Origin of the sequence: Maritimibacter dapengensis (genome assembly GCF_019218265.1) — a bacterium.
Taxonomy (GTDB): domain Bacteria; phylum Pseudomonadota; class Alphaproteobacteria; order Rhodobacterales; family Rhodobacteraceae; genus Maritimibacter; species Maritimibacter dapengensis.
The window spans coordinates 207,834-232,395 of the sequence record NZ_JAHUZE010000004.1 but is presented as its reverse complement, the minus strand read 5'-3'; the positions used below and the strand labels follow the sequence as shown (position 1 = coordinate 232,395).

The following is a 24,562-nucleotide window of genomic DNA, read 5'->3' as shown; positions in this document are numbered from 1 at the left end:
AAGACAGGTTCGGCTGGACCCGGATTTCTCCGGACCCAGCCTTGATTTCGCACCGGATCGCAACCCGGCAGAGCGGACCGATCAGGCCAGCTCGACTTCGGCGCCAGCTGCTTCCAGCTTGCCTTTGATGTCTTCGGCTTCCGCCTTCTCGACACCTTCTTTGATCTTGCCGCCGGCTTCGACGAGGTCTTTGGCTTCTTTGAGGCCGAGACCCGTGATGCCACGGACTTCTTTGATGACGGCAATCTTGTTGCCACCAGCCGACTTGAGGACGACGTCGAATTCCGACTTCTCCTCAGCAGCGTCGCCACCGGCGTCGCCAGCGGGGCCGGCCATCATGACAGCGCCGCCAGCAGCGGGCTCGATGCCGTATTCTTCTTTGAGGATCTCTTTGAGTTCCTGGGCTTCGAGAAGGGTCAGACCCACGATCTCTTCAGCAAGTTTCTTCAGATCAGCCATTGTACTGTTTCCGTTTCTAGTAGGTGTGTTCCAACGAAGTGCGATATGTCGCTACGTCGGTCTCCAGATTGCTTACGCAGCCTTTTCCTCGATTGTGGAAAGGATGGATGCGATGTTCGAAGCAGGGGCGCCAATGGCACCGGCGATACCGGACGCGGGTGCACCAAGGATGGACGCGATCTGAGCGAGCAGCTCTTCGCGCGACGGCATCTTGGCGACACGGCCGACACCAGCGGTGTCCAGTGCATCCTCGCCCATAGCACCTCCGAGGATGACGAGCTTTTCGTTATCCTTGGCGTACTTATCCATGACCTTGGCCGCAGCCACGGGGTCTTCGGAATAGGCGAGAACGGTCATGCCCGTCAGGTATTCAGCGATCGAAGCCGCCGGCTTACCTTCCAGAGCGATCTTGGCGAGCCTGTTCTTGGCAACACGCACGGACCCGCCCGCTTCACGCATTTGCGCGCGCAGGTCCTGCATCTCAGCAACCGTGAGACCTTCGTAGTGGGCTACCACGACGACGCCAGAGCTTTCGAAGATCTGGCCGAGTTCCTCGACCACTTTCTCTTTTTGGGCTCTATCCACAGTTTCACTCCAAGTATGGAGGGTGTGACCCTCCGGCTCATGTTGCACCGGGGCGAACCCCGATGATTGGGTCCGTACGGGTCCATCCAAGTCGCTCCGAGGTCGCCGTAGCGGCCTGAAGAAATCTCGTCTTTCCCGTCTCAGGCAGGAATTATGGATACAGGATTGCAGCCACCCACCGTCTCGGACGAAACGCAAAACAGCGCACGACGAATCGCACGCTGGTCCACGTGAGGGGTAGATAGGCGCTTTCGAGAGGGTTTCCAACCCCTAAATCGCGCGAACCGTGATACGGGCGCGCGTCGGCCTGTGGCCTTTGGGATAGGGCGACACTACACGGAAATCCCGCTTTATGCACGAAAAAACGACGTCTGCGTGTCGCTCGTGGACGAGATGCGTGACTGCCAGCCATGATGAAACGGATGGACGCAGACCTGAAAGGAGAGGCGCGATGTCCGAACCTTATCAACTTGGGGCAGCCCCCGACCTGACGCCGGACCCGGAACGCCTCGCCGACAGCCCGAGCTGGATCTACCTGCTGCGAGAGTTCCAGTTCCTCTATCGTGACGGGTCCGACGGCGGGTCTACGGCGATCCGGTCGCACCGAAAAAGGGTGCGCGAAGCGATATCGGCCATACTCGACGCGAACCCCGACGTGGAGAACCGCACCCCCGACATCAAACCTGTCACCGCCCACCTGCCCCGCGCCTTCGACCTTGGACGGCGCACGCCGATGATCGGCATGAGCACGGCGCTGGAGCGTGTCTCTGACCGGCTGACCTGGGAATACGGCTACGAAAGAGTGCCGCGCGCGCTGGAAAAGAAGTACGCGTATTGCGAAATTGCGGGGCCGCAGGGGCCGATCATGTCGGAGCGGTTGATCCTCGGTTTCGTGCTGTTCGCGCCCCAGACGACCTACCCGCAGCACTCGCATCACGAGATCGAGGAAAGCTATATCTCGGTTTGCGGCGCGTGGTCCGAAAACCAGACCGCCGTCTACGCGCCCGGTTCACTGATCCTCAACACGCCCGGCACCGAACACCGTATCACCACTGGCCGCACCGATCCCTGCCTGCTCGCCTATGCCTGGATCGGACCGGGCGAACGGCTCGCCACGCCAGGGATGAAATTCTCGCGGACCACCAAAGCGCGCGTGGAACACGGCATCTGAGTGACTTCTGACGTGCAACAGGCGCGACCAGAAGGCCGCGCCTGTCCTGTTCAACTGCTGGGCCTGTCCTTACAGACCGAGCATCGCGTTCAGTTCTGCAAGCGCTGCGGCCGACAGGGTCAGCGAACCGTCCCTCACTGCCGCCAGCGCCGCATAGGCGTCACCGAATTCCGACTCCAGCGTATCGACATCGGTTTTCGCAGCGGAGAGATCCGCGTCGTAGGTCTCGGCTTCCTCGTCCGACAATTCGCCATCGCCATCCGCATCATAGGCTGCGAGGATGTCTTCTTCGGTCATCGAGACGAGCGTGTTGTAGCTGGTCCGCGCATTGTTGATCTCGGTGATATCGTCGATCGTCAGCCCGCCAGTCTGTTGGTAAGTATAGAGCTTTCCCGGCATCGAATTCGGGGATGCATTGGCAAGCGCCGTTGGGCTCGCATTGGCTGCGTTCATACTGCCAAGTTCCCGCGCGATGACACCGCGCGCGCCGCCCTTGACGGATGCGGCACGATCGGAGCCATGGCTTCCGGCTTCACGTGCAGACGAAGAATTCCCGCCACGGTTCGAGTTGCCGCCGCGATTTCCACCACCACGATTACCGCCTTTTCCTTCTTTCGGCGCGGCGACTGCCGCATCGGCGCTCAGCATTGTGACTCCGGTCGCGACCGGCATCGCCGCGAGCGTCGTCATCGCCAACGCGGCGACGGATGATTTTATGGTCTTGGTTATTACGTTCGAAGTCTTGGTCATTCATGCCTCCTCATTCAGCAGTTTCACCTACCGCTTGCGTGAATTGTCACCAAAGAGAGACGAAGACTTGGCTGAAAAAAGGCGACACTGTGCAGCACGGCTCAGTGAGCGAAGTTGCGCCGCGCTCGCACGGGACATCAGTAACAATCCGCCGCCCGAAAACGAAAAGGGCGAGCCACGCGGCCCGCCCCTTGCGTAATCGTTTTGAACTCAGCTCAGTTGCCGGTGGCGCTGTCCACGTCGATCGAGACACCCGGGCCCATGGTCGACGAAATGGCGACCTTTTTCATGTAGGAACCCTTGGCGCCAGCCGGCTTCGCTTTCGAAACGGCGTCCACGAAGGCGCGCACGTTTTCGACCAGCTTGCCTTCATCGAACGAGGCTTTGCCGATACCGGCGTGAACCACGCCCGCTTTCTCGACCTTGAACTGAACCTCACCGCCTTTGGCGGCTTCGACGGCTTCTTTCACGTCCATGGTCACGGTGCCGACTTTCGGGTTCGGCATCAGGTTGCGCGGGCCGAGGACTTTGCCGAGGCGGCCGACGACGGGCATCATGTCCGGCGTGGCGATGCAGCGGTCGAAGTTGATCTCGCCGCCCTGCACGGTTTCCATCAGGTCTTCTGCACCGACGATGTCGGCGCCAGCGGCCTTGGCTTCTTCGGCCTTGTCGCCGCGAGCGAAGACGGCCACGCGGACCTCTTTACCGGTGCCGTTCGGCAGCGAGACCTTGCCGCGGACCATCTGGTCGGCGTGGCGCGGGTCGACGCCGAGGTTCATCGCGATTTCCACGGTTTCGTCGAACTTGGCATTGGCGTTGGCCTTGACCAGCGCGACGGCCTCTTCGACGGAAACGTTTTCTTTGCCGGCGAATGCTTCGCGGGCAGCGGTGGTGCGTTTTCCAAGCTTAGCCATCTTACTTCACCTCGATGCCCATGGAGCGGGCGGAGCCCAGGATGATCTGCATCGCAGCTTCGATGTCGTTGGCGTTCAGGTCTTTCATCTTCGCTTCCGCGATTTCCTTGACCTGCGCCGGGGTCACCGAACCCACGGTCTCACGACCGGGAACGTTCGCGCCCGACTTCAGCTTGGCAGCTTTTTTCAGGTAGTAAGACGCGGGGGGCGTCTTGATGTCCATCGTGAAGGACTTGTCCTGATAGTATTCGATCACGGTCGGGCACGGCGCACCGGGCTCCATTTCCTGCGTCTTGGCGTTGAACGCCTTGCAGAATTCCATGATGTTGATGCCGCGCTGACCCAGCGCGGGGCCGACGGGCGGCGAGGGGTTGGCTTGACCTGCAGGGATCTGCAGCTTCATCGTGCCAGCAAGTTTCTTAGCCATTGGCTAACTCCTTTGTTCAACAACGGTGGAACGCGATCCACCGCCTATGTCGTCGTGGTCTGGTCCGACGGTCGCGACCGCCTCGCCTCCCACAATGGATAACAGGGCATACCTCGCGGCTGCCCTGCGTGGCGCGGCTTCTAGACCCTTGGAGACAGCATGGCAAGGGATTCGTTTGAACCAAATCCCCGCCGGGCGTAGGGTCCGGGATACGGGTTTCGAGGAACAAGGCATGATGATCACCGACATCGAGGATTATTTCACGCGCGGCTGCGGGCGCTGCGACCGGTTCGACACGCCTGATTGTTCGATCCAACTCTGGACCGGGGGGCAGAACAAGCTCCGCGAGATCTGCCTCGATATGGGGCTGTCAGAACACGTCAAATGGGCGCATCCCTGCTATATGCATGCCGACCGAAACATCGCGCTCATGGGTGCGTTTCGCGAGGATTTCCGGTTCACGTTCCTGAACGGCAGTCTGTTGAAAGACCCCGAAGGCGTGTTGAAACCGGGCGGTCCGAACAGCCGGATCTCCAACGTGCTCTACTTCACGGACAACGACGGCCCGGCGCGGATGGAAGAGACCATCCGGGCGTATCTGGCCGAATTGATGGACCATGCCGAGCGTGGGACGAAACCGCCGAAACTCGAGACGGTGGTCGAAATGCCCGACGAGTTGATCGAGGCGCTGGACGGTGACCCTGAACTTGCGGAAGCTTTTTATGACCTCACACCGGGTCGGCAGAAGAGCTATGCGTTCAACCTGAACCAGGCCAAGAAACCCGAAACCCGCTTTGCCCGGATCGAGAAATTTCGTCCGAAAATCCTTGCAGGCAAAGGCGCTATGGAACGCTGAACGCACGGTCTGCTCGAAGATGAGCGGAACCCCGAAACGAAAAGCGCCGCGAAATCGCGGCGCCTTCATGTAACAATATCAGAAACTTACGCCTGTTTTGATACCTGCGTGTATTCCAGTTCGACCGGCGTGGCGCGACCGAAGATCGACACCGAAACCTTGAGGCGTTGGTTGTCTTCGTCGACGCCTTCGACCATGCCGTCGAAGCCTTCGAACGGGCCGTCGGTGACGTTGACCTTTTCGCCGATCTCGAAGGTGATGAGCGTGCGGGGCGCTTCGACGCCTTCTTCGACGCGGCCAAGGATCGCCTCGACCTCGGCATCGCGCATCGGCATCGGGCGGCCTTGCGGGCCAAGGAACCCGGTGACGCGGTTGATGCCGTTCACGAGGTGGTAGCCTTCGTCGGACATTTCCATGTGAACGAGGACATAGCCCGGCATGAAGCGACGCTCGGTCGTGACCTTCTTGCCGCGGCGGACTTCGATAACTTCTTCAGTCGGAACAAGGACTTCGTCGATCTGTTCTTCCAGACCCGCCTCTTCCACGGCAGTCTTGATCTGCTCGGCGATCTTCTTCTCGAAGTTCGAGAGCACGCTCACGGAATACCACCGTTTGGCCATCGTATCTTTCCTGTTCCAACGGGCCGCCAGCGCGACCTTTTTCAACTTTTGCCCCGGAGATAAAAAACCGGCGTGCAACTCGAATCGGTGCACGCCTGGGGGAATGGCGCTTCACTTACCCCCGCGTGGAAGGTTTTTCAAGCCTAGGGCACCAATGGGTGGGACGGGAGAAATTCCACGTATGTATTACGTATGGAACACGTATGGAAAGCGTATGGCAAAGATACGCATACGGAAGGTTCTACCGGGACGCGCACCTGCCTTGACAGCGCGTCGCGGGTGAGATTAACCGAAGAGTTCCAGGACGGCCGTCAAGCCCGAGCGAATGCCCCAGTCGACGAGCGAAAAGAAAATCGCAACCAGAATGGCGAGCGCCAGCACCATGCCTGTCGTCAGGATCACTTCCCGGCGTCCGGGCCAAACGACCTTGGACACTTCCGAGCGGACTTGCTGAATGAACTGGAGCGGGTTGGTCTTTGCCATGATCTGAGCCTTTGTCGAACAGCGGGCAGATACGCCAAGACGGACGGGTTTTCAAGTCATGACGGCCAAATCGCCGGTCACAACTGCCCGCGTGCTTCCATCGCCAGCTTCTCGAACGGGTCGACGCGCATTTTCTTGCGTGGGTTCACGGTGACGTGCCGCGCGGACGCGGGTGCGGTGCGCGCGGTCTGACGCACCCATGCGCGCGAGCCCTGAAGCGTGTCGCTCACCTTGGTCGCTGGCTTGGCCGTGGTCGGGATCGCGGTGGGGCCGGTATGTGTGACCTCGGTTTGCGCAGCTTTGCGCGCATTGAACCGGCGCACCCCCCAGGCTCCGCCGATGAGCGCCCCGGCGATACCGCCGACGCTCGGATAGGGCATGATTTCATTCGCGGTCATGAACTCCCATCCAAGGAAACCGAGGACACCGAGGGCTGCGACGATTGCCATGACGGCCATCGGCGATGTTCGAGCAGATTCAGATTGTCGGGGGGTCGCCTTGGCATTGGCCAACCGAGCGAAGATCAGCCCCAGAACGACGAAGGCCGCGATTGCGCCGCCGTAGAGGGCAAGTTGCGAAATGCCGAGTTGCGCGGCAAGGGCTTCGCCATCGAACAGAAAGGCGAAAGGCCGATCCGCAACAAGCGGATGTTCGGCAAACTGGAAGCGATGCGCGACGAGGAGGCCGGTGATCGCGAGGAACGCGAGCAGGACCAACATACGTGCGACACGTGTGCCGAAGCCGACCTTTGCCGACGGCACTTCTTCGTCGACCGGCGTTTGCGGCTCGAAATCGGCCTCGGAAGAAGCCGCGATGGAGGGTATCGCATCCGGGATGCGGGCCGGGCCGACCGAAGGTTCGATGATGTCGGTTCCAACGGATTTCGCCGCCGCGCGGTATTTCAGATATTTTACGAGCAGGACGATGCCCACGACTGGCGTGGCGAGGAAAAGCCCGACGGTCGAAAACATGTTGACGATGCCGGCGAAGACCTCGTCGCCGGTCGATGCAAGCAGGACCGAGACGCCGAAACCACCGCCCCCGATCACACCATAGGCGATGGCGCTGCGTTTGGCCGAGCGGATGAACCCGGTCCAGCTTTCTTCGACGAGTCGTTTGGCCGCTGCGTCATGTGGATGAAGCAGGGCCGGCTGGGTTGCCGCACGGGCCTTGCGCTGCGCTTCCGCCTCGGCCGGATCGGGCGCGAAGGTCAGGGGTGCACGGGCCGCGGGCTTTCTCTGTGCAGCGGTCGCGTCACGGCGGGCTTTCATGATGAAGAGCGCCGCGATGATTACGAAGATGAGGAAGGGGGAGAAAAACCCGGTGACCTTGTCGAAGATGGACTCGGCCCCTGCCCCGGAGGTTTCGACAACCGGATTATCGGCTGTCGCGCTCTCGACGGGAGTGGCGGCGTCCGGCGCGGCTGCAAGAGCAGGATCGTTCGTCACGTTTTCGACAATCGGGGCGCCGTCGGGCGCGGGATCGTTCGCCACTTCGGTCACGATGGGCGCTTGCGTGGTGTTGGCCGTGGGCGCGGTGTTGAGGCCAAGTTCCAGATCAAGGACCTTCACCGCCGGCAGGAACAGGCCACAGGCAATCACGCCCAGAACCAAGAGCCGGATCGGCGGGCCTCCCCGCTTGCGCGTTTCGACATACTCGCCGCGCATCGACAGGAATTGGGAGGAGGTGTCGGCCTCGAACCGCTCGGGCGCGGTCGGCTCCGCGTGCGCCTGGGCCTGAGCGTTGCGCATGGCGATACGTCCCAGCGGGCTGTCGGGCGTGACATTCTGTGACAGGCCCACGTCGCGCTGTTTGGCGGCGAAGGCGTAATCGTAGTCATACGCCTTGTTGGCGCCGCCGGGGGCTTTGGGCGCATAAGACCGGGTTGCCTCCATCGGGTCAGGCTCTGAGGCGGTCGCACGTTTCGGGCTGGACTTCAGGACCTTTCGTGCGATGCCATAAAGGAACGCGAGAGCGGCCAGAAGACGCGCGGTCCGGCGCGTGTTCTCGGGTCCATCTTCCACCGGCGCCAGCGCCGCTTCGCGTCCGTTGAGAAACGGCTCGAGGAAGAAGAATTCGTCCCCCTTGGTCAGGCCCTGTTCCGCGAGCGCTTCGTTGGCCATGCTGCTCATGGACGCGGTATCGTAGGCGAAGCCGTTGAAGCGAAACGTGTGGTCGCCGTTTCGGGAACCCGAAACGAACTCGTCCATTCGATTGATGAAGGTGTCTTTCTCCTGGGGGGTCAGAAGCATCGCTGCCTTCACGATCCTGCTGTCGCGTCCGTCGCCCTCGCCAAAAAGCACATACATGTGCCGCTCTGAGGTTTTCACGCCGTTCGTGCGCTGGATCAGGTTGTAGTTGTAGTCGGTGTTGATCCAGCCGTTCACGTTGACTTCGAAGGCCGGATTGCGATGTGACGTCGCAGAATATTCGCTGAGATCCACAAGTTCGGGAATGCCCAGGGCAAGCGCCTCGGTGTATCTGGCCTGCCGGTCGACCTGTTGGTCGAATGCGAGGTCGCCGATATAGAAAATACCGGCCGCCATTGGAAAATAGAGCCACCAGGGAAGCGTAAAAAGCAGGATTATTAGGCGCATCACACGACCCGTCACAGGTTTGTTTTGCCTAAATTGAACGCCCAAATCCGGCATGATTGGGGCAATGAGTGGATATTTGCGGGGAACGGCGTGCCACCGTGTCGCAGGAGGCGCGGTTCGTGCTGTCGATCTGGTGGGAAATTGGCAGGGGCAGCAGGGTTCGAACCCGCGACCTACGGTTTTGGAGACCGTCGCTCTACCAGCTGAGCTATACCCCTAGGACCGGCGCAGGAGATACGCCAAAGGTGGGTGGCTTTCAAGGGGTTTTCGCCAAGCTTTTCCGGCAGGTTGGTGCGTGCTACCTGCTTGCCAATGACATCGACGGATTTCGCCATATTCGAGGAGGGGCCGTGGCTCGCGGGTGGACCCGGACGGCTCGGGGCGGCGGCGGGCGTGCCGACGATGCTGGCCCATGAAGAGCAGCTCCTTTGCCATTGGCTGGGGGCAGAGTGGGCGTCGGGCTGGGGTGCGCTGGTGGACATCGGATCTTTCGTCGGTGGGCCGGTGGCGCGGATGGCCGAAGGCGCGCGGGGTGCGGGCAAGACGCTGCGCTTCCATGCGTTCGACAGGTTCGCAATATCGGACGCGCACAAGGCGCAATTCCTTTATTCAAAGGGCGTGCCGCCGTTCGAGGGAGAGGACTCGCGAGGCGTGGCGACCGATTTGTTGGCCCCGTGGGGGGACGCGATCATGCTCCATGCGGGGGAATTAAAAGACGCGACCTGGGACCGCGAGGCGGCCATCGAGGTGTTGTTCATCGACGCGACCAAATCGACGGAGACGACCGACGAGATCGCACGGGTGTTCTACCCCGCCTTGCGTCCCGGATCGGTCGTGGTTCAACGCGGCGCGCTGCATTGGCGGGAGCCGTGGGTCGCGGTGCATATGGCGCGGCTTGGCGCGGTGTTCGAGCCGGTTGGCCACGCGACGGACGACGCGCTGATCTTCGGCTGCGTGGAGGTGCTGGAGGCCGAGACGCTCGACGCTGCACGGCTGGACGGGATCACCGATGACGACATGATCCGCACACTTCTGGACATGCGCGAAGTGTTCGCCCGGTTCGGAACGGAAGACCGGCTGGTCGAGTTGATCGACGCGGTCGAGCGATCCCCCGGCAAACGCGCCGCGTGGCAGATGGTGGCGCGCCCGGGCTAAAGTCTGCGGCGGCGTGCGCCGAACCTGATCCAGCGGACGCGCCAGAGGAAAAACACGAGCAGTGCGACGAGAAGGGTGAGCCAGCCCACAAGCCAGTAGAACGCGTCGCCGTCGTTCACCCCCGGCATGCCGCCGACGTTCACCCCGAAAAGCCCGGTGAGAAACCCGAGGGGCAGGAAGATCACCGACACGACCGACATGACGAACATGTTGCGGTTGAGGCGGTCGGACAGTTGCGAGGACAGTTCTTCGCGCAGGACCATCGCCTGTTCGCGCAGCTCGTCGAGGTCTTCGACGATCCGTGTCATCTTCTGTGCTTCCTCCTCGACCTCGCGGTGGGTTTCGTCGTCGATCACGGGAGAGCGGGAGGCCGCGATGCCGTGGATCACGTCACGTTGGGGCGCGATAAAGCGGCGGGCGGCGATGACTTTCAGGCGGAGGTTCACGACCTCGGCCCGCAGCCCGTCATCCTCCTCGCGCACGATCTGGTCCTCGAGTGCTTCCATCTGCTCGTCGAGATCGGCCTGAAACCCGCCGATCTTTCCCGTGATGTCCTCGATCAACCGAGACAGGAATTCGCCCGATGTGCGCGGCCCCTCGCCTTTCGACAGGGCCGCGTCGAGCCGTTCGACAGCCCGCACGCGGCGCAGGGATACGGTGACGATGCGGTGGGCGTCGATCCAGACACGGAGCGAGATCATGTCCTCCGGGTCTTCGCCCTCGTTGAAGTTGATGACGCGAAGAATGATCATCAGCCCGTCGCCCAAAGGCGTCAGGCGGGGACGAGAGGCAGGATCGAGCAGCGCCTCGACCGCCTGAGGATCGAGGTAGTCGAGATGCTCGGTGATCCACTCCGCCGCGTCCGGGTGGTTGCCGTCCAGATGGACCCAGCCCAGCGTGTCGGCCTTGAGCACGTGGCGCAGGGTCTCGTCATCGAGTTCCCGCCCTCGCTCTTCCCCGTTCAGCACATGGGCATACTTGATATGGTTGTCGAACATGGAGGCAGATTGGCCGAGCGCGCGCGGATTGGGAAGGGGGTAGACCCCCTGTCCTGGTCGGTCTCAGATCAGCGCCAGCCCCATCATGATCAGCCCGACAAGGCCTGCGATATAGACGAGGGAGCGCACCACGGGCACAGCGGCCATGTAGAGTGGGAGGTAGAGGACACGGGCGATCACGAAGATCATCGCGCCGGTCGTGGCCATTGCCACATCCGCCTCGGCCACCACCAGCGCGAGGATGCCGAGCCCCATGAAGACCGGGTAGTTCTCATTGAAGTTCCGATTGGCACGCTTGGCGCGTCCGTGAACGGGCGAGGCTTCGGGTTCCTCATCCCGCGAGCCGAGGTATTTGCCGACGCCGAGTGCGCCGACGAGGAACAAACTCGGCACGAAGAAGGTGACGACATAGACGAGCGTTCCAATGAGCAGCCAAGTAAGCATGGGGGTCTCCCTGTGTTTGGTCCTTTTGCCCATTCGGGATAGAAAGCGGAGGTAATCGTGGCAATTCCCTTGGAGGGTATGATGCAGTCGTCCTTCGGACTGGCGTTGAAGTCCATGCGCGCCGATCTTGGCTTGTCGCAGCTTGGGTTGGCCGAGGCGCTCGGGTCGACCCAGCGGCATATCTCGTTTCTCGAAACCGGGCGGTCGCGCCCGTCTCCGAGCTTCGTGATCCGGCTCGCCACCGACCTGTCGCTTTCGCTTTTGCAACGCGCGGCATTGTTCGATGCGGCCGGGATGCAGAACCCCTATCGGCGGCGCGATTTCGGCACGGCGGAGTTGACCGAGCTTCTGGACAGCCTTGAACGCCGTGTTTTGCGCCATTGGCCTTTCGCAGGCTTCGTGCTCGACGAAGACTGGACCGTCTTGCGTGCCAATGCTGCCGGTCATGCCTTGTTCGCGATGTTCGGGGGAGAGACCGCGAACACGCGCGCCTCCCTGTTCGAGGTGATGTTCAGTCCTGCGTTTCGGGAGAACGTTTTGAATTGGGACGACGTCTCGATGATGTTTTATTTCCGGCTTCAGGCCGCCGCGATCCAAGCGCCGAAGCTGGCAGCGCTTTTGGACCGGGAACGCGCGGCGGGCACGTTCGCGCATGTGCCCGAGCGGATCGCGGAAGGAGGCGAAGGTGGGCCTGTGCTTCCGATCGTGTTCAGGGGGCCGGGCGGGGTGCCGCTTCGCATGACGTCGATGTCGGCCCATCTTGGGTCGGTGCGGGAGGCCGCCATCGAAGGGCTTGAGATCGAGCTGATGATCCCGGTGGACGAAAACAGCGAGGCGATGCTTCTGGCCGCGGGGCAATAGGCACCGGGGTCAGAGATGTCGCACCTCGTCGGGCGTACTCCACCAATCGTCATGCAACCCGTCGACCCAGTTCACAGGCGCGGCGATCAGCTCCTCCGGCGTGGCATCGTCCAGCGTAGCAATTGCGATGGTCGCGGTGGACCCGCCCATTTCCGGGATGTCGGCCAACCCGTAGAGGGTCGTGCCGCAGGTCGGGCAGAACCGGTAGTCGACCACCGCCTTCTGGTAGCCGATTGTTTCGCCCTGCGTCACGGTCAGGGCGTCGCGCGGCACAGTGATAGCCCAAGTGCGCCGCTTGCGACAGGCCGTGCAGTTGCAGCGCGTCGTCCCCTGCGAGAGGTCCATCTGTGCCTCGAAGCGGCAGGCGCCGCAGACGCAGCTTCCGTGGTATGTTTTCTCGGTCATGATGATCTCCAGTCTTATGCCGGGATCATAGCGTGGGGGTGCTGTCGGAAAGTGTCAGGAGAAAGCGCCGGATCTCGTCGTCGGAGCCGGTTTCGCGAAAACCCGCGCCGAGCAGTAGGCGTGCGGATGCGATGTTTTCGGTCACGACCTGCGCCGAGACTTCGAGTGGAGGATGCCGCGTGAGCACCGACACGAGGCCGCGTACAAGTTCGCCTCCGACCCCCTGCCCCCACTGGGCTTCCGCCAGGAGATAGCCGAGATACAATTCACGTGGCGCGATTTCAGCGAGGATCAGCAGCCCAGCCAGACCGGGACGGTCGCGACGCTCGACAAGGTAGACCTCGCTCGTTTCACGGCGTGCGGCGATCCAGTCGTCGGCATTGTTCCGGTCGAACGCGAAATGGGGCGGGAGCGGCGCAAGGACAGGTGGCGTGAGAAGCGCTTCAATCTGGTCCATCAGATTGGCGCGCGTTTCGGGATGGTCCAGTGCGGTATCCCAATGCGCCACATCCAGGCGGTCGGTCGAAAACTGCCGAATTGCGGTGGCGGGGTCGAACTTTTCCATTCCACATTTTTGCAAACTGATCCGGCATTCGCCATAGGGCGCTGCACATGACGTGAAAGGCAAATGAAAAGGCCGCCCCAAGAGGCGGCCTTTCCGGATTACTCGTTCGGAACCCTGGCTTGCGGTGCTCGTGCGTCAAACCACCGGCGCAGGGTCAAAGCGATCAGGCGACGATTTTCGACACGACGCCGGAGCCGACGGTGCGGCCGCCTTCGCGGATGGCGAAGCGGAGGCCTTCTTCCATCGCGATCGGGGCGATCAGCTCGACTTCGAACTTCAGGTTGTCGCCCGGCATCACCATCTCGGTGCCCGAGGGCAGCGTCACGGTGCCGGTCACGTCCGTCGTGCGGAAGTAGAACTGCGGACGGTAGTTGGCGAAGAACGGCGTGTGACGGCCACCTTCGTCTTTCGTCAGGATGTAGACCTCGCACTCGAACTTCGTGTGCGGCGTCACCGAACCCGGCTTGCAGAGCACCTGGCCCCGCTCGACGGCGTCGCGGTCGATACCACGCAGAAGCGCGCCGATGTTGTCGCCGGCTTCACCACGGTCGAGCAGCTTGCGGAACATCTCGACGCCCGTGCAGGTCGTCTTCGTCGTGTCCTTGATGCCGACGATTTCAAGCTCGTCGCCAACGTTGATCACGCCACGCTCGACACGACCGGTCACAACCGTGCCGCGGCCCGAGATCGAGAACACGTCTTCGATCGGCATCAGGAACGGCTGGTCCACGGCGCGTTCCGGCGTCGGGATGTATTCGTCGACAGCCGCCATCAGTTCGCGGATCTTGTTCTCGCCGATCTCCGGGTTCTCGCCGTTCATGGCGGCCAGAGCGGAGCCCGCGATGATCGGAATGTCGTCGCCCGGGAATTCGTACTCGGAGAGCAGTTCGCGGACTTCCATCTCGACGAGCTCGAGAAGCTCCTCGTCGTCGACCTGGTCGACCTTGTTCAGGAACACGACAAGCGCCGGAACGCCGACCTGACGGGCGAGCAGGATGTGCTCACGGGTCTGCGGCATCGGGCCGTCGGCCGCGTTCACCACCAGAATGCCGCCGTCCATCTGCGCCGCGCCGGTGATCATGTTCTTCACGTAGTCGGCGTGGCCGGGGCAGTCGACGTGGGCGTAGTGACGCGCATCCGTCTCGTATTCCACGTGCGCCGTCGAGATCGTGATCCCGCGCGCTTTCTCTTCCGGCGCACCGTCGATCTGATCGTATGCCTGGAAGTCACCGAAATACTTCGTGATCGCCGCCGTCAGCGTCGTCTTGCCGTGGTCAACGTGACCAATCGTGCCGATGTTCACGTGCGGTTTGGAGCGTTCAAACTTTTCCTTAGCCATTGGCCATCGCCTCGTCTTGTTGGGGGTGCCCAGCACCCGGAATATTACACCGCCGGCTCGTTAGCCGCTGGTTGGGGGAAAATCAAGCCGATAAGCAAGATATGCATCCGTGGCGTGCCTTGAGAATTGGCCGGGGCGCCGGACGCCCCGAGCCGTCGCTCAGGACGAGCTTTCCACCATGGTTTCGCCGACGGTCGTCTGCGTCGAGCCGGAGCCTTCGACCTCGCTCTGGACGCCGGTGGACGTGCCGCCGACTTCCTCGCCGCCCTCGAGCTCGCCGTCTTTGACCCGTGCGAATTGCGGCGGGATCGTACCGGCTGTCGGGGCGGGTTTGCCTGCCGAGGTGGTCGCCGGATCCATGAGGGACGCGTCGCCGAACCATTCCGGGTTCTCGAGCATCCACTGGTGAACGCGCTTGGCCAGCGCACGTGACAGCGAGAGCATCTGTTCGTCGGCGGTCTTGGTCAGGCCTGTACCGATGAGTTGCTCGACCGAAAGCTCTTCCGACACCGAGAAAATCTCGGGGTCTTCGTTGATCTTGGTGCCCTTCTCGTCGTCCCAGACCGTCACGCTCGCGACGAGGACGGATTTGGGCGTGAAGACGAGCGGAATGCCGACCATTGCCAGCGCGTAGCCGTCCACCTTGGTCGCGATGTGGAAATACTTGTCACCGTCATACCGACCGAAGCGCTCTTCCATCGCGAAATTGATCGCTTCTTCCCAGGCTTCGTCGGTCGCTTCGCGGGAGAACGGCCCGATCTCCGGCTGCTCGACAACGGTTACGGAATGGCCGAGGAGAAAGCGGCCCATCGGTTCGGGCACGTCCGCCAGATCGTCGGTCGTCGCACAGGCGGTCAGCGTGAGCGCGGCGGCGGCCATCGCGGCGAATTTGGATAGGCGGGGCATGGTCACTCCTCGTAAGATTCGCTTGGTGATAGCCGCTGTCGCGCTTCAGTTCAATTCGAGAGCTTGCCGTGAGCGGCATTCGGCGAGTAGTTTCAGGCATGTTGACGCGAAATCAATTGCCTGTCGCCGTCCCGATTTCTTCCCGCCCGCGCGGGTTTCTCGCCGGGGTCCGTGCGATGCAGCGCAATGCTCTGGCGCTTCTGCCGAAAATCGCCTTCACGCAACCGATCGTTTCGGGGCACGTCGTGCGGCGGTTCCACATGGTGATGGACCCGCCTTCGCTGCGCCGCATCCTCAAGGACGCGGCCGAGGATTACCCGAAATCGGAAGAGGCGCAGGCGATGCTGCGGCCAGCTCTCGGCAATGGGATATTCCTTGCCGAAGGGGCGCACTGGCGTTGGCAGCGGCGGGCGGCGATGCCGGTTTTCGCACCGCGAAACCTGACCGCATTGACCCCCGTGATGACGCAAGCGGCAGAAGAGGCCTGTGTGAGGGTGGCCAAAGCAAACGGTCCGCTCGACATGCACGCGGAGATGCTCCAGACCGCGTTCGAGGTGATCGCGGCCGTATCCATGTCCGAAGACACGGCGATCCCGCGTGAAGTCGCGCACCGGGCCATCGACCGCTATCTGGAAACAGCGGGACGCGCATCGTTCCTGGATATACTTCAGGTTCCGGCTGTCGTGCCACGGCCCGGCAGGACCGTCGCACGTTTCCTGATCGCCGAATTGCGGAACGCCGCAGATGCCGCTGTGCGTGCACGGATGGGGCGAGAGGCGGCGGACCCGCCCCCGCTTCTCGACCTGCTGATCGGGGCATCGGACCCGGAAACCGGCCGCACCATGAGCGCAGAAGAGCTTCGCGACAACCTGTTGACGTTCCTTGTCGCCGGGCACGAGACGACCGCACTCGCCCTGTCATGGTCGCTCTACCTCGTGGGTTTCGATCAGGAGGTGCAGAAGAAGGCCAGCGCGGAGGCGCGAAAGGTTCTGAACGGGCGGGCGGCAACCGCGGAAGACGTGCCGCACTTAGGCTACATCCGGCAGATCGTGCAGGAAGCCATGCGGCTTTATCCGCCGGTCGCGATGCTGTCGCGCACCGCCACGGCGCATGACAAGCTCAGGGACCGCGAAGTGCGGCCGGGCGATGTCATGCTGTTGCCGTTCTATGCGCTGCACCGCAACGAAGGTGTCTGGGACCGGCCCGACGCCTTCGACCCGGACAGGTTCGCGGACCCGAAAGCAATCGACCGCTTCGCCTATCTGCCGTTCGGCGCGGGACCGCGCGTATGCCTTGGCATGGATTTCGGGTTGCAGGAGGCTGTGATCGTGCTCGCCACGCTCTTGTCCCGGTTCAGGTTCAATCCGGTCGAGGGGCGCGAGCCGGAGCCGGTCATGATCCTGTCTCTGAGACCGGGCGGTGGCGTCTGGCTACAGGCAGAACCTCTCGAACCTGCTGCGCACGATCCGTCAATTGTCGGTGCTGAGACCGCCTGACGGCGTGTCAGTCGAATCCTCGTTCAGTCCTTCGTCGTCCACAGACCGGGGACCGCAGATGCCTCGCAGGGCGTTCCATTCCGCGCTGGTGATGGATGGCGGGCCAAAATCGCCGCCCGACGCGGCCTGCTGCGCCGCCGCGATGCGCGCGCGCATGCTCGGGTGCGACGCGAGATGCGCCATGATGCCTTCGGCATCGCCATATTCGTCCATCAATCTCTGAAAAATCGAGCCCAGCGCACCGGGGTCGAGGTTGGCGCGGGTCATCAGGTCATGCGCATAATCGTCCGCCCCTGCTTCGGCGGCTTGCGAATACTTGGCGTTGATAAGCTGGTTCGAAAGCATGAGGACCACGGTGCCGCCTGCAAAATCACCGAAGAGGAGCCCAAGGACACCGATCGACCCTGCAGAGCGCAAAGCGTCGCGGGTCGGATCGCGGTTCACGACATGGCCAAATTCATGGGCGAGGATCGAAGCGATCTCGTCAGGATTCTCGGCTTTGTCGATCATCCCGCGAAACAGAACGACGCGCCCACCGGGAAGGGCGAAGGCGTTCACGAGATCATTGTCCAGGACTGCGAGCTTAACGGGGTAAGGAAGATCCGGGTCGGGATTGAGCCGCGCCACCATCTTGTCCAGGGCCGCCCGCCCCTCGGGGTCCTCGCAGAGCTTCACCGGAGCGTCGAATTCGCCGAGCGCCGTTCTGATCTGTTCGAATGTCGCGTCGCCCAGCGCCGCCTCGCCTTCGGGCGGCAGATAAGTCGCGAGCTGGTCGGCCATGATCGGGACCAGAACGAAGATGATAAGCGCGACGGACGCCACGGCACCACCGGCCCAGCCGGTGATCCGGCCCCAATTCGTGACCGGTGCACGTTGGTCGAGATCGGGCGCGACCTGCCTGAGATGTTTGGCGATATTGGGATTGTCGATGAACAGGCGCGCTGTCGTGCCGTGACCGTCCTTGACCACCAACCCGTCTGAATAAGCCTGATCCCTGAGCGCGCGCAGGTGGATCAGTGCCCATTGCTGGCGGGCACCGTCCGAATGGACGATTTCCAGATGGGTGTCGGAAAGTTGGAGCATGACGCGGTGGATCAAGGCACTCTTGCCATCCGCAAATTGCGCAAAGACTTTGCCTGCCGCGTCTTCGTGGCTGTCGGATGGAATGTCACGACTGGCGAGTTGCGGGGCGACGCTGCGGAGGTGAGAGGCGATGGCCGGGTCGTCGATTGTCAGGCGTGCGGGGCTTTCGGCGCCATCGGAGACGGTCAGAGAGCCGGCCTCCCCGGGCACCTCCACGAGTCCACGAAGGCCCCATGGGAGCCTGAAGCCCGTATCGGTCACGAGGATCAGGGCGGAAGACGAAAGCTCAAGCGACACACGCTCTTCCCGCTTGGCGTTGCCCATTCTGAACGTGGCATAGACCTTTGGCTGCGCGTCGTCTGTCAAAACGCATCTCCGAGTGGCAGGGCATCGGCGAAGCCTTCGGCCTCGGCAAACTCGTCGCGATCGCGCTGGCGTATTTCAGAGAGAGAAGCGGGGTTTGTGATTTCGGTCACTTCCGAGAAGTGCTGCGCCATCGGGAGTGTGATGAACACCTCCTTCAGGACGCCATAGAAGATGAAGACGCCGAAGTAGAGCACGAGGCCGATCACGATCGGAACGAAGGCCGGGATAGCCGTCAGATCCTCGCCCTCGATCCAGTTTTCCACGGCGAACCCGAAGGCTGCGAGAAGACCCGCCGAAACGAACCCGAGCACGAAAAGCGCACCCGTGAATATGCCGAGGATCGCTGCCATCCCGCCGAGGTAGATGCCCAGCACGCGGCCCGAACGGGGCTCAGTGCGAAAGCCGATGTCGCCGCCTGACTTCGCTTCGGTCAGGCGTTTGAAGGCCTGCGCCTTGTAATGCGCGAAGCCGAAGACCATCCAGAAAAAGCCGATGGCCCCGAGCGGGGCGGCTTCGGGCCCGTCCATTTGCCAGACCAGAACACCTGTGAGCGCAATGATCGCCGCCCCGATGACAATGTGGAGCGTGGCCGGGTAGAGTATGAACCAGCGCCCACCCTGATGCATCCGTCGGGTGCCGTAAAAGGTGCGGTCGGTGCGGTATTTCTCGAGCCAGAACGTCTTGGCGGGCCACCAAAGGCCGAAGGTGGCCACAGTCAGGCCCCAGTGGAGCAAAGAGCGCCAGATGAAGCCCATCACGCCGGGTTCAAGCCCGAAGCGGATGCCACGCCAACGGGTGCGGGCGAGCACGTAGCGGCGGGCGCGATACTGGGCGAAGAAGATGAGCGGGGTCACCCCGACGACCGACACGGCATAGGCCGGCGCGTTGCCCTGGAACAGCGAGAAGGAGAAGAACATCAGGATCAAGTTCACGATCCCGATGTAGAAAGCGAGGAAGACGACCGCGGTGAGGAACCCGAGCAGTTTCTCGGTCGGCAGACCGACGTATTCGAGCGGTTGGCCACCGGGCCGGATCGCGGACCAGTAATAGCGGCGCATCCGGGTCTTCATCCAGAAGCGGTAGATGCCAGCAGTCAGGACGGTGAACAGACCGGTCACGAGCGCCAGTTTGAACATCGCGCCTTTGCGGCCTGCGTATGTCGTGGTCAGGTCCGCAAGCGCCATCGGTCAGGTGAACCTGTTGTTCTTGGGGAAGCCGTGCGGGGGCAATTTGCCCACGCCCGCACGCTTGCCGATCCACGGTGTCATATCGACCTCGGTGCGGGTCCGGTCGGAGCCTGCCGCCCATGACAAGCCTTCGGACAGGGTGAAGGTCGTCAGATCGGAGAGCCCGCCATCGAGGTCGAGCGTGCCTTGCCGCCCGCGCGCCATCTTGTATTTCTGAAGCCGGACGCCCTTGCCCCGCCCCATTTCGGGCAGTTCGTCGAGCGGGAAGACGAGGAGTTTGCGGTTCTCGGACACGACCGCCACGTGATCGCCCGACACCTTGCGCACGAGCTTCGCCACGCCCTCGCCGACGTTCAGCACCTGTTTGCCGTTCTTCGTCTGCGCGATCACGTCCGTTTCCGGAACGATGAAACCATTGCCTTCGTTCGAGGCGACGATCAGGCGGCGTTCGGGGTCGTGGACGAACATGTCCACGATTTCGACATCGTTGGGCAGGTCGAGCATGAGACGCACGGGTTCGCCCATACCGCGCCCGCCGGGGAGGTTCGACGCCCCGAGCGTGTAGAACCGCCCGTTCGCACCGAACAGAACGATCCTGTCCGTCGTCTCGGCATGGAAGGCGAAGCGGGGGCCGTCGCCGTCCTTGAACTTGAACTCTCGGGTGAGGTCGACATGGCCCGACATGGCCCTGATCCATCCCATTTGCGAGCAGACCACGGTCACAGGTTCGCGCTCGATCAGCGCTTCCATCGGGACGTCCGCCACTTCTGTCGCCTCGGCGAAGGTGGTGCGGCGCTCGCCGCCCTCGTAGTCCTTGCCGAATTTCTTTTTCGCGTCCTTCAGCTCATCGGAAATGCGACCCCATTGCAGGTCTTCGCTATCCAACAGGTCTTCGAGGCCCGCGCGTTCTTCCATCAATGCGTCACGTTCGCGGATCAGTTCCAGCTCTTCGAGCCGTCGCAAGGACCGCAGGCGCATGTTCAAGATCGCATCGGCCTGCACGTCCGACAGGCCCTCGGAACGGCCCACGAAGCGTTTCGGCGTCGCACCCGTCCCGGTTTTGTCGGTGATGATCTCGGGTGCCGCGGCGCTTTCATCGTCGCGCAGTTCCAGCGCATCGACATCGACTCCGAGCAGCGGCGACACGTAGTCTTTCTCGGAGGTGGCGCGCGCAATCGTCTCCTGATGCGGTCGCGACCAATCCTCATACATCAGCGCGGCCTTGGGGTCGTCGTCGTAGCGGATGATGTCGATCACGCGATCGAGGTTCAGGAAGGCGATAATGAAGCCTTCGAGTACTTCGAGCCGGTGGTCGATCCGCTCCATCCGGTGCTGCGACCGACGGATCAGCACTTCGCGCCGGAAATCCAGGAAGGCACGCAGCACTTCCTTGAGCGAGCAAACTTTCGGCGTCAGCCCGTCGATCAGCACGTTCATGTTGAGCGAAAAGCGCGTCTCGAGGTCGGAATTTCGGAACAGAAGACCCATGAGCACTTCCGGGTCCACGTTCTTGGTCTTGGGTTCCAGCACCACGCGGATGTCGTCCGCGCTCTCGTCCCGGATGTCGGCAAGAACGGGGATTTTCCGGGTTTGAATCAGTTCGGCGATCTTCTCGATCAGCTTGGACTTCTGAACCTGGAACGGGATTTCGGTGACGATCACCTGCCATTGGCCACGGCCAAGGTCTTCGACCTCCCACCGGGCCTGAAGCCGGATCGACCCACGGCCGGTGCGATAGGCGTTGGCGATGTTCTCTCGCGGCTCGACGATCACGCCGCCGGTCGGGAAGTCGGGTCCGGGGATATAGTTCAGGAGCGTGTCGTCGCGGGCATCGGGCGTCTTGATCAGGTGCAGGCAGGCATCGACGAGCTCGGCGATGTTGTGCGGCGGAATGTTCGTCGCCATGCCGACCGCGATCCCGGCAGCACCGTTGGCCAGAAGATGCGGGAAGGTGGCAGGCAGCACGACTGGTTCGCGCAGGGTGCCGTCGTAATTCTCGCGAAAATCGACCGAGTCCTCGTCCAGACCTTCGAGCATCGCTTCGGCGACGGAGGTCATCCGCGCTTCGGTGTATCGCGAGGCCGCCGGGTTGTCGCCGTCGATATTGCCGAAGTTCCCCTGCCCGTCCACGAGCGGGTAGCGCACGTTGAAGTCCTGCGCGAGACGCGCCATCGCGTCGTAAATGGCCGCATCGCCGTGCGGGTGATAGTTGCCCATCACGTCGCCGGAAATCTTGGAGGACTTGCGGAAACGCCCGTTGGAGGCGAGTCGCAGCTCGCGCATCGCGTAAAGGATGCGTCGATGCACCGGTTTCAAACCGTCGCGCGCATCGGGCAGCGCCCGGTTCATGATCGTGGACAACGCGTAAGTCAGATAGCGGTCACCAATGGCCCGGCGCAGCGGCTCGGCCACCTCGGAGCCTGGGTTTTCGGGATCGTCCACGATGTCGTTCATGGGTTCTGAAATAGACCGGGAGCGATTCTTCGTAAAGCAGGATTGAACAATCCGAACATCGGGCGCGTTAAGTGAGCAACGAAAGCTCGAATGTTTTGGCGAATCATTGTTCGCGTAACGTCAAAGGGCTAGCATTTCAGGGTTTTAAGGGGATGGTACTTTGGGTGTTTTCAGACTTTCGGTTTTAACCGTTGTCGGCCTCGGGGCCGCAATGACATTTTTCGGCCGCGACGAAGGCCTGCCGGACACGACGATCGGTCGCGAGTCTCAGCTGTTCGCTGGTTTGCTGATGCCGGGGACGGCCGACGCGAAACCGAAATCCGAACATGCCGACGCCCTTGCCGCCGCGCTTCGCTCGGACGCAAGCCCGGAGACGGCGACCGTGTTCCTCGCGTCCGCAGAGCCGCCATCGGAAGACTTGCTTCAGACCGCGGCCCTGACGGTGGACCAGAAGCCAGAGGCGGAGCTTGTACAGGCTTCGGTCGAACCCACGCCGGTTCCCGAACAGGTCGCATTCCTTTACGTGACCGGCAACCGGGTGAACGTGCGGGGCGGGCCGTCGACGTCGCATGGCGTGATCAACGCGCTGGGGTATGGCACCGCCGTTGAAGACTTGGGAGATGCAGGAGACGGATGGCGCACGATCCGAGTTCTGGAGACCGGCGAACGCGGTTTCATGTCCGGTTCGTTCCTGACCGAAGACGCGCCCTGAGCGTTGCGCCCGCCCTGCCCCCGGTCTAGCGTCGGGTGCAAACGAGGCGGGGCATGACCCAGAAATCCATCCTTATCACCGGCTGCTCGAGCGGCATCGGATACGATGCGGCACACCGACTTCGGTCGCGGGGCTGGCGTGTTTTTGCGACCTGTCGCAAACCCGCCGACGTATCGCGCCTCCGCGACGAAGGTTTCGAGTGCCTTCGCCTCGACCACACGGACGCAGAGAGCATCGCGGTGGCGGTCGCGGAAGCGGTGGATCGGACGGGTGGGACGCTCGACGCGATCTTTGCTAACGCAGGCTACGGCTTTCCGGTCGCCGCGGAAGACCTGCCGCTCGACGCGCTGCGCGAAATCTTCGAGACCAACTTCTTCGGTGTGCACGAATTGTGCAGGTGCGTCATTCCGATCATGCGCGCACAGGGGCATGGTCGCATCGTCATGTGTTCGTCGACCCTCGGCCTGTCTACCATCAAGTGGCGCGCACCTTACGCGGCGACCAAGTTCGCGATGGAGGGGTATGCCGATACGCTCCGGCTGGAACTGGCCGGCGACAACATACAGGCGGTGCTGATCGAACCGGGGCCGATCACTTCGGATTTCCGAAAGAATTCCAAGGCGCATTTCGAACGCTGGGTGGATTGGGAAGCCTCGGCCAGGCGGACGGGCTACGAACAGAAGATCATCCCGCGGCTGAACCGCAATCTGGAGGCGAAAGACCCGTTCGAACGGCCCGCTTCGGCGGTCACGGCCAAGCTTGTGAAAGCCCTCGAAGCCTCGCGTCCGCGGCCACGCTACCTTGTCACCATTCCGACATATGTCGCCTATTGGGGGCGGCGGCTTCTGCCCACCCGGTTGGCAGACTGGCTTCTCGCCAAGGCGTGACAGTTTGAACCTCGCCCCCGGTCCGCGCGTAGTGTAGGTAACGGCGAAACGAAAGGCTGTGACATGTTCCAAGACCCGCTATTGATCGTGGTCCTCGTGGCCGTCGCCGTGGTTGCGATCATCCTGCTCACGGGGATCGGCGGCTTCGCGAAGGGCGGGGATTTCAACAAGAAACACGCCAACCGGATCATGCGATACCGGATCTATGCGCAGGCGGTGGCGATCGCGCTGATCCTGCTCTTCGTCTGGATCCGGCGAGGAGGCTGAGAATGGTCGTTCTGAACAAGATCTACACCCGGACCGGCGACAAGGGCGAAACCGCACTGGGCGACGGCACGCGGCGGTCGAAACACGATCTCAGGGTCGAGGCCTACGGCACGGTGGACGAAACCAACGCGACAATCGGACTCGCCCGGCTTCATGCAGACGGCGAAATGGACGAGGCGCTCGCGCGCATTCAGAACGACCTGTTCGACCTTGGCGCGGATCTGTGTCGACCCGACATGGCCAACGACGCGAAGGCGGAGTACCCGCCACTTCGCATGATCGACGCGCAGGTCGAGCGGCTCGAGGCGGAAATCGATGCGATGAACAAGCCGCTCGAACCGCTGCGGTCCTTCATCCTTCCGGGCGGCAGCGCGCTCGCCGCGCATCTGCACCTCGCGCGAACGGTCTCGCGCCGGGCCGAACGGCTGGCAGTGGACCTCGCAACGCGCGAAGACGTGAACCCGGCGGCGATCAAATACCTCAACCGGCTGTCCGACTGGTGCTTCGTCGCTTCGCGTGCCGCGAACGAAGACGGCGCGGCCGATGTACTCTGGGTGCCTGGCGCGAACCGTTAA

At 62.4% G+C, this 24,562-nt stretch carries 26 protein-coding genes and 1 tRNA gene; 9 read left to right on the top strand and 18 right to left on the bottom strand.

What is annotated here, in order from left to right; genetic code table 11:
• Positions 1–81: 81 nt before the first annotated feature.
• Positions 82–459: a 50S ribosomal protein L7/L12 gene (rplL, locus tag KJP28_RS16380; RefSeq protein ID WP_218393709.1), complete on the bottom strand. Its 378-nt coding sequence runs from the start codon at positions 457–459 to the stop codon at positions 82–84.
• A gap of 72 nt (positions 460–531) precedes the next feature.
• Entirely contained in the window at positions 532–1,044 is a 513-nt protein-coding gene (gene rplJ / locus KJP28_RS16375; protein ID WP_218393708.1) for a 50S ribosomal protein L10, read from the bottom strand.
• A gap of 451 nt (positions 1,045–1,495) precedes the next feature.
• On the opposite strand from rplJ, the gene KJP28_RS16370 reads away from it, so the two are divergent.
• A complete protein-coding gene (locus tag KJP28_RS16370; RefSeq protein ID WP_218393707.1) occupies positions 1,496–2,215 on the top strand; it encodes a dimethylsulfonioproprionate lyase family protein in 720 nt (239 codons plus the stop codon).
• A gap of 69 nt (positions 2,216–2,284) precedes the next feature.
• Here the strand turns inward: KJP28_RS16370 and KJP28_RS16365 are convergent, their stop codons facing one another.
• The 3 genes from KJP28_RS16365 to rplK form a co-directional block, all read right to left on the bottom strand.
• On the bottom strand, positions 2,285–2,965 hold the full coding sequence (locus KJP28_RS16365) for a hypothetical protein (RefSeq protein WP_218393706.1): 681 nt from the start codon (positions 2,963–2,965) through the stop codon (positions 2,285–2,287).
• Positions 2,966–3,180: 215 nt separating this feature from the next.
• Positions 3,181–3,879, bottom strand: a complete 699-nt coding sequence (rplA, locus tag KJP28_RS16360) for a 50S ribosomal protein L1 (RefSeq protein WP_218393705.1) — start codon at positions 3,877–3,879, stop codon at positions 3,181–3,183.
• Between the two features lies 1 nt (position 3,880).
• Positions 3,881–4,306 carry a 50S ribosomal protein L11 gene (gene rplK, locus KJP28_RS16355; protein ID WP_218393704.1) on the bottom strand — a complete coding sequence of 142 codons (426 nt, stop codon included), beginning with the start codon at positions 4,304–4,306 and terminating at the stop codon, positions 3,881–3,883.
• A gap of 232 nt (positions 4,307–4,538) precedes the next feature.
• On the opposite strand from rplK, the gene KJP28_RS16350 reads away from it, so the two are divergent.
• A complete protein-coding gene (locus tag KJP28_RS16350) occupies positions 4,539–5,162 on the top strand; it encodes a YdeI/OmpD-associated family protein (RefSeq protein WP_218393703.1) in 624 nt (207 codons plus the stop codon).
• Positions 5,163–5,248: 86 nt separating this feature from the next.
• On the opposite strand, the gene nusG is transcribed toward KJP28_RS16350, so the two are convergent.
• The 4 genes from nusG to KJP28_RS16330 form a co-directional block, all read right to left on the bottom strand.
• Positions 5,249–5,782, bottom strand: a complete 534-nt coding sequence (nusG, locus tag KJP28_RS16345; RefSeq protein WP_218393702.1) for a transcription termination/antitermination protein NusG — start codon at positions 5,780–5,782, stop codon at positions 5,249–5,251.
• A gap of 285 nt (positions 5,783–6,067) precedes the next feature.
• Positions 6,068–6,265 (bottom strand): preprotein translocase subunit SecE, encoded by a 198-nt coding sequence (gene secE, locus KJP28_RS16340; protein WP_218393701.1) that lies wholly within the window; start codon positions 6,263–6,265, stop codon positions 6,068–6,070.
• Between the two features lie 77 nt (positions 6,266–6,342).
• Positions 6,343–8,862 carry a hypothetical protein gene (locus tag KJP28_RS16335; protein ID WP_218393700.1) on the bottom strand — a complete coding sequence of 840 codons (2,520 nt, stop codon included), beginning with the start codon at positions 8,860–8,862 and terminating at the stop codon, positions 6,343–6,345.
• Positions 8,863–9,004: 142 nt separating this feature from the next.
• Positions 9,005–9,080: transfer RNA gene (locus KJP28_RS16330), tRNA-Trp, on the bottom strand.
• 94 nt (positions 9,081–9,174) lie between these two features.
• On the opposite strand from KJP28_RS16330, the gene KJP28_RS16325 reads away from it, so the two are divergent.
• Positions 9,175–10,017 (top strand): hypothetical protein, encoded by an 843-nt coding sequence (locus KJP28_RS16325; RefSeq protein ID WP_218393699.1) that lies wholly within the window; start codon positions 9,175–9,177, stop codon positions 10,015–10,017.
• On the opposite strand, the gene KJP28_RS16320 is transcribed toward KJP28_RS16325, so the two are convergent.
• Entirely contained in the window at positions 10,014–11,015 is a 1,002-nt protein-coding gene (locus tag KJP28_RS16320; RefSeq protein ID WP_218393698.1) for a zinc transporter ZntB, read from the bottom strand. The two genes, KJP28_RS16325 and KJP28_RS16320, sit on opposite strands and share 4 nt — an antisense overlap.
• Before the next feature lie 63 nt (positions 11,016–11,078).
• Positions 11,079–11,459: an MAPEG family protein gene (locus KJP28_RS16315; RefSeq protein ID WP_218393697.1), complete on the bottom strand. Its 381-nt coding sequence runs from the start codon at positions 11,457–11,459 to the stop codon at positions 11,079–11,081.
• Positions 11,460–11,516: 57 nt separating this feature from the next.
• Between KJP28_RS16315 and KJP28_RS16310 the strand changes: the two genes are divergently transcribed.
• Positions 11,517–12,320 carry an MmyB family transcriptional regulator gene (locus tag KJP28_RS16310; protein WP_218393696.1) on the top strand — a complete coding sequence of 268 codons (804 nt, stop codon included), beginning with the start codon at positions 11,517–11,519 and terminating at the stop codon, positions 12,318–12,320.
• A 9-nt stretch (positions 12,321–12,329) separates the two neighbouring features.
• Here KJP28_RS16310 and KJP28_RS16305 read toward each other — a convergent pair whose 3' ends face one another.
• The 4 genes from KJP28_RS16305 to KJP28_RS16290 form a co-directional block, all read right to left on the bottom strand.
• A complete protein-coding gene (locus KJP28_RS16305; protein ID WP_218393695.1) occupies positions 12,330–12,725 on the bottom strand; it encodes a GFA family protein in 396 nt (131 codons plus the stop codon).
• A gap of 25 nt (positions 12,726–12,750) precedes the next feature.
• The gene (locus KJP28_RS16300) at positions 12,751–13,290 is read right to left on the bottom strand and encodes a GNAT family N-acetyltransferase (protein ID WP_218393694.1); all 540 of its coding nucleotides are present in this window, start codon (positions 13,288–13,290) and stop codon (positions 12,751–12,753) included.
• A gap of 163 nt (positions 13,291–13,453) precedes the next feature.
• Positions 13,454–14,629, bottom strand: a complete 1,176-nt coding sequence (gene tuf / locus KJP28_RS16295; RefSeq protein ID WP_218393693.1) for an elongation factor Tu — start codon at positions 14,627–14,629, stop codon at positions 13,454–13,456.
• Positions 14,630–14,788: 159 nt separating this feature from the next.
• On the bottom strand, positions 14,789–15,535 hold the full coding sequence (locus KJP28_RS16290) for a hypothetical protein (RefSeq protein ID WP_218393692.1): 747 nt from the start codon (positions 15,533–15,535) through the stop codon (positions 14,789–14,791).
• 98 nt (positions 15,536–15,633) lie between these two features.
• Here KJP28_RS16290 and KJP28_RS16285 point away from each other — a divergent pair, with 98 nt between their 5' ends.
• Positions 15,634–17,031: a cytochrome P450 gene (locus tag KJP28_RS16285; protein WP_218393691.1), complete on the top strand. Its 1,398-nt coding sequence runs from the start codon at positions 15,634–15,636 to the stop codon at positions 17,029–17,031.
• Here the strand turns inward: KJP28_RS16285 and KJP28_RS16280 are convergent.
• From KJP28_RS16280 to KJP28_RS16270, 3 genes are read right to left on the bottom strand one after another with little or no spacing between them, the layout of a single operon-like run.
• Entirely contained in the window at positions 17,005–18,480 is a 1,476-nt protein-coding gene (locus KJP28_RS16280) for a M48 family metallopeptidase (protein WP_218393690.1), read from the bottom strand. The two genes, KJP28_RS16285 and KJP28_RS16280, sit on opposite strands and share 27 nt — an antisense overlap.
• The gene (locus KJP28_RS16275; protein WP_218393689.1) at positions 18,477–19,664 is read right to left on the bottom strand and encodes a DUF898 family protein; all 1,188 of its coding nucleotides are present in this window, start codon (positions 19,662–19,664) and stop codon (positions 18,477–18,479) included. The genes KJP28_RS16280 and KJP28_RS16275 overlap by 4 nt, the downstream gene beginning before the upstream one ends.
• Positions 19,665–19,667: 3 nt before the next feature.
• A complete protein-coding gene (locus KJP28_RS16270) occupies positions 19,668–22,121 on the bottom strand; it encodes a DNA topoisomerase IV subunit A (protein ID WP_218393688.1) in 2,454 nt (817 codons plus the stop codon).
• Positions 22,122–22,332: 211 nt separating this feature from the next.
• On the opposite strand from KJP28_RS16270, the gene KJP28_RS16265 reads away from it, so the two are divergent.
• The 4 genes from KJP28_RS16265 (at position 22,333) to KJP28_RS16250 (ending at position 24,562) form a co-directional block, all read left to right on the top strand.
• Complete coding sequence (locus tag KJP28_RS16265) at positions 22,333–22,833, top strand: SH3 domain-containing protein (protein ID WP_218393687.1); 501 nt, start codon at positions 22,333–22,335, stop codon at positions 22,831–22,833.
• A gap of 53 nt (positions 22,834–22,886) precedes the next feature.
• Positions 22,887–23,720: an SDR family NAD(P)-dependent oxidoreductase gene (locus tag KJP28_RS16260; protein ID WP_218393686.1), complete on the top strand. Its 834-nt coding sequence runs from the start codon at positions 22,887–22,889 to the stop codon at positions 23,718–23,720.
• A 63-nt stretch (positions 23,721–23,783) separates the two neighbouring features.
• The gene (locus KJP28_RS16255) at positions 23,784–23,987 is read left to right on the top strand and encodes a twin transmembrane helix small protein (protein WP_218393685.1); all 204 of its coding nucleotides are present in this window, start codon (positions 23,784–23,786) and stop codon (positions 23,985–23,987) included.
• Between the two features lie 2 nt (positions 23,988–23,989).
• Complete coding sequence (locus KJP28_RS16250; RefSeq protein WP_218393684.1) at positions 23,990–24,562, top strand: cob(I)yrinic acid a,c-diamide adenosyltransferase; 573 nt, start codon at positions 23,990–23,992, stop codon at positions 24,560–24,562.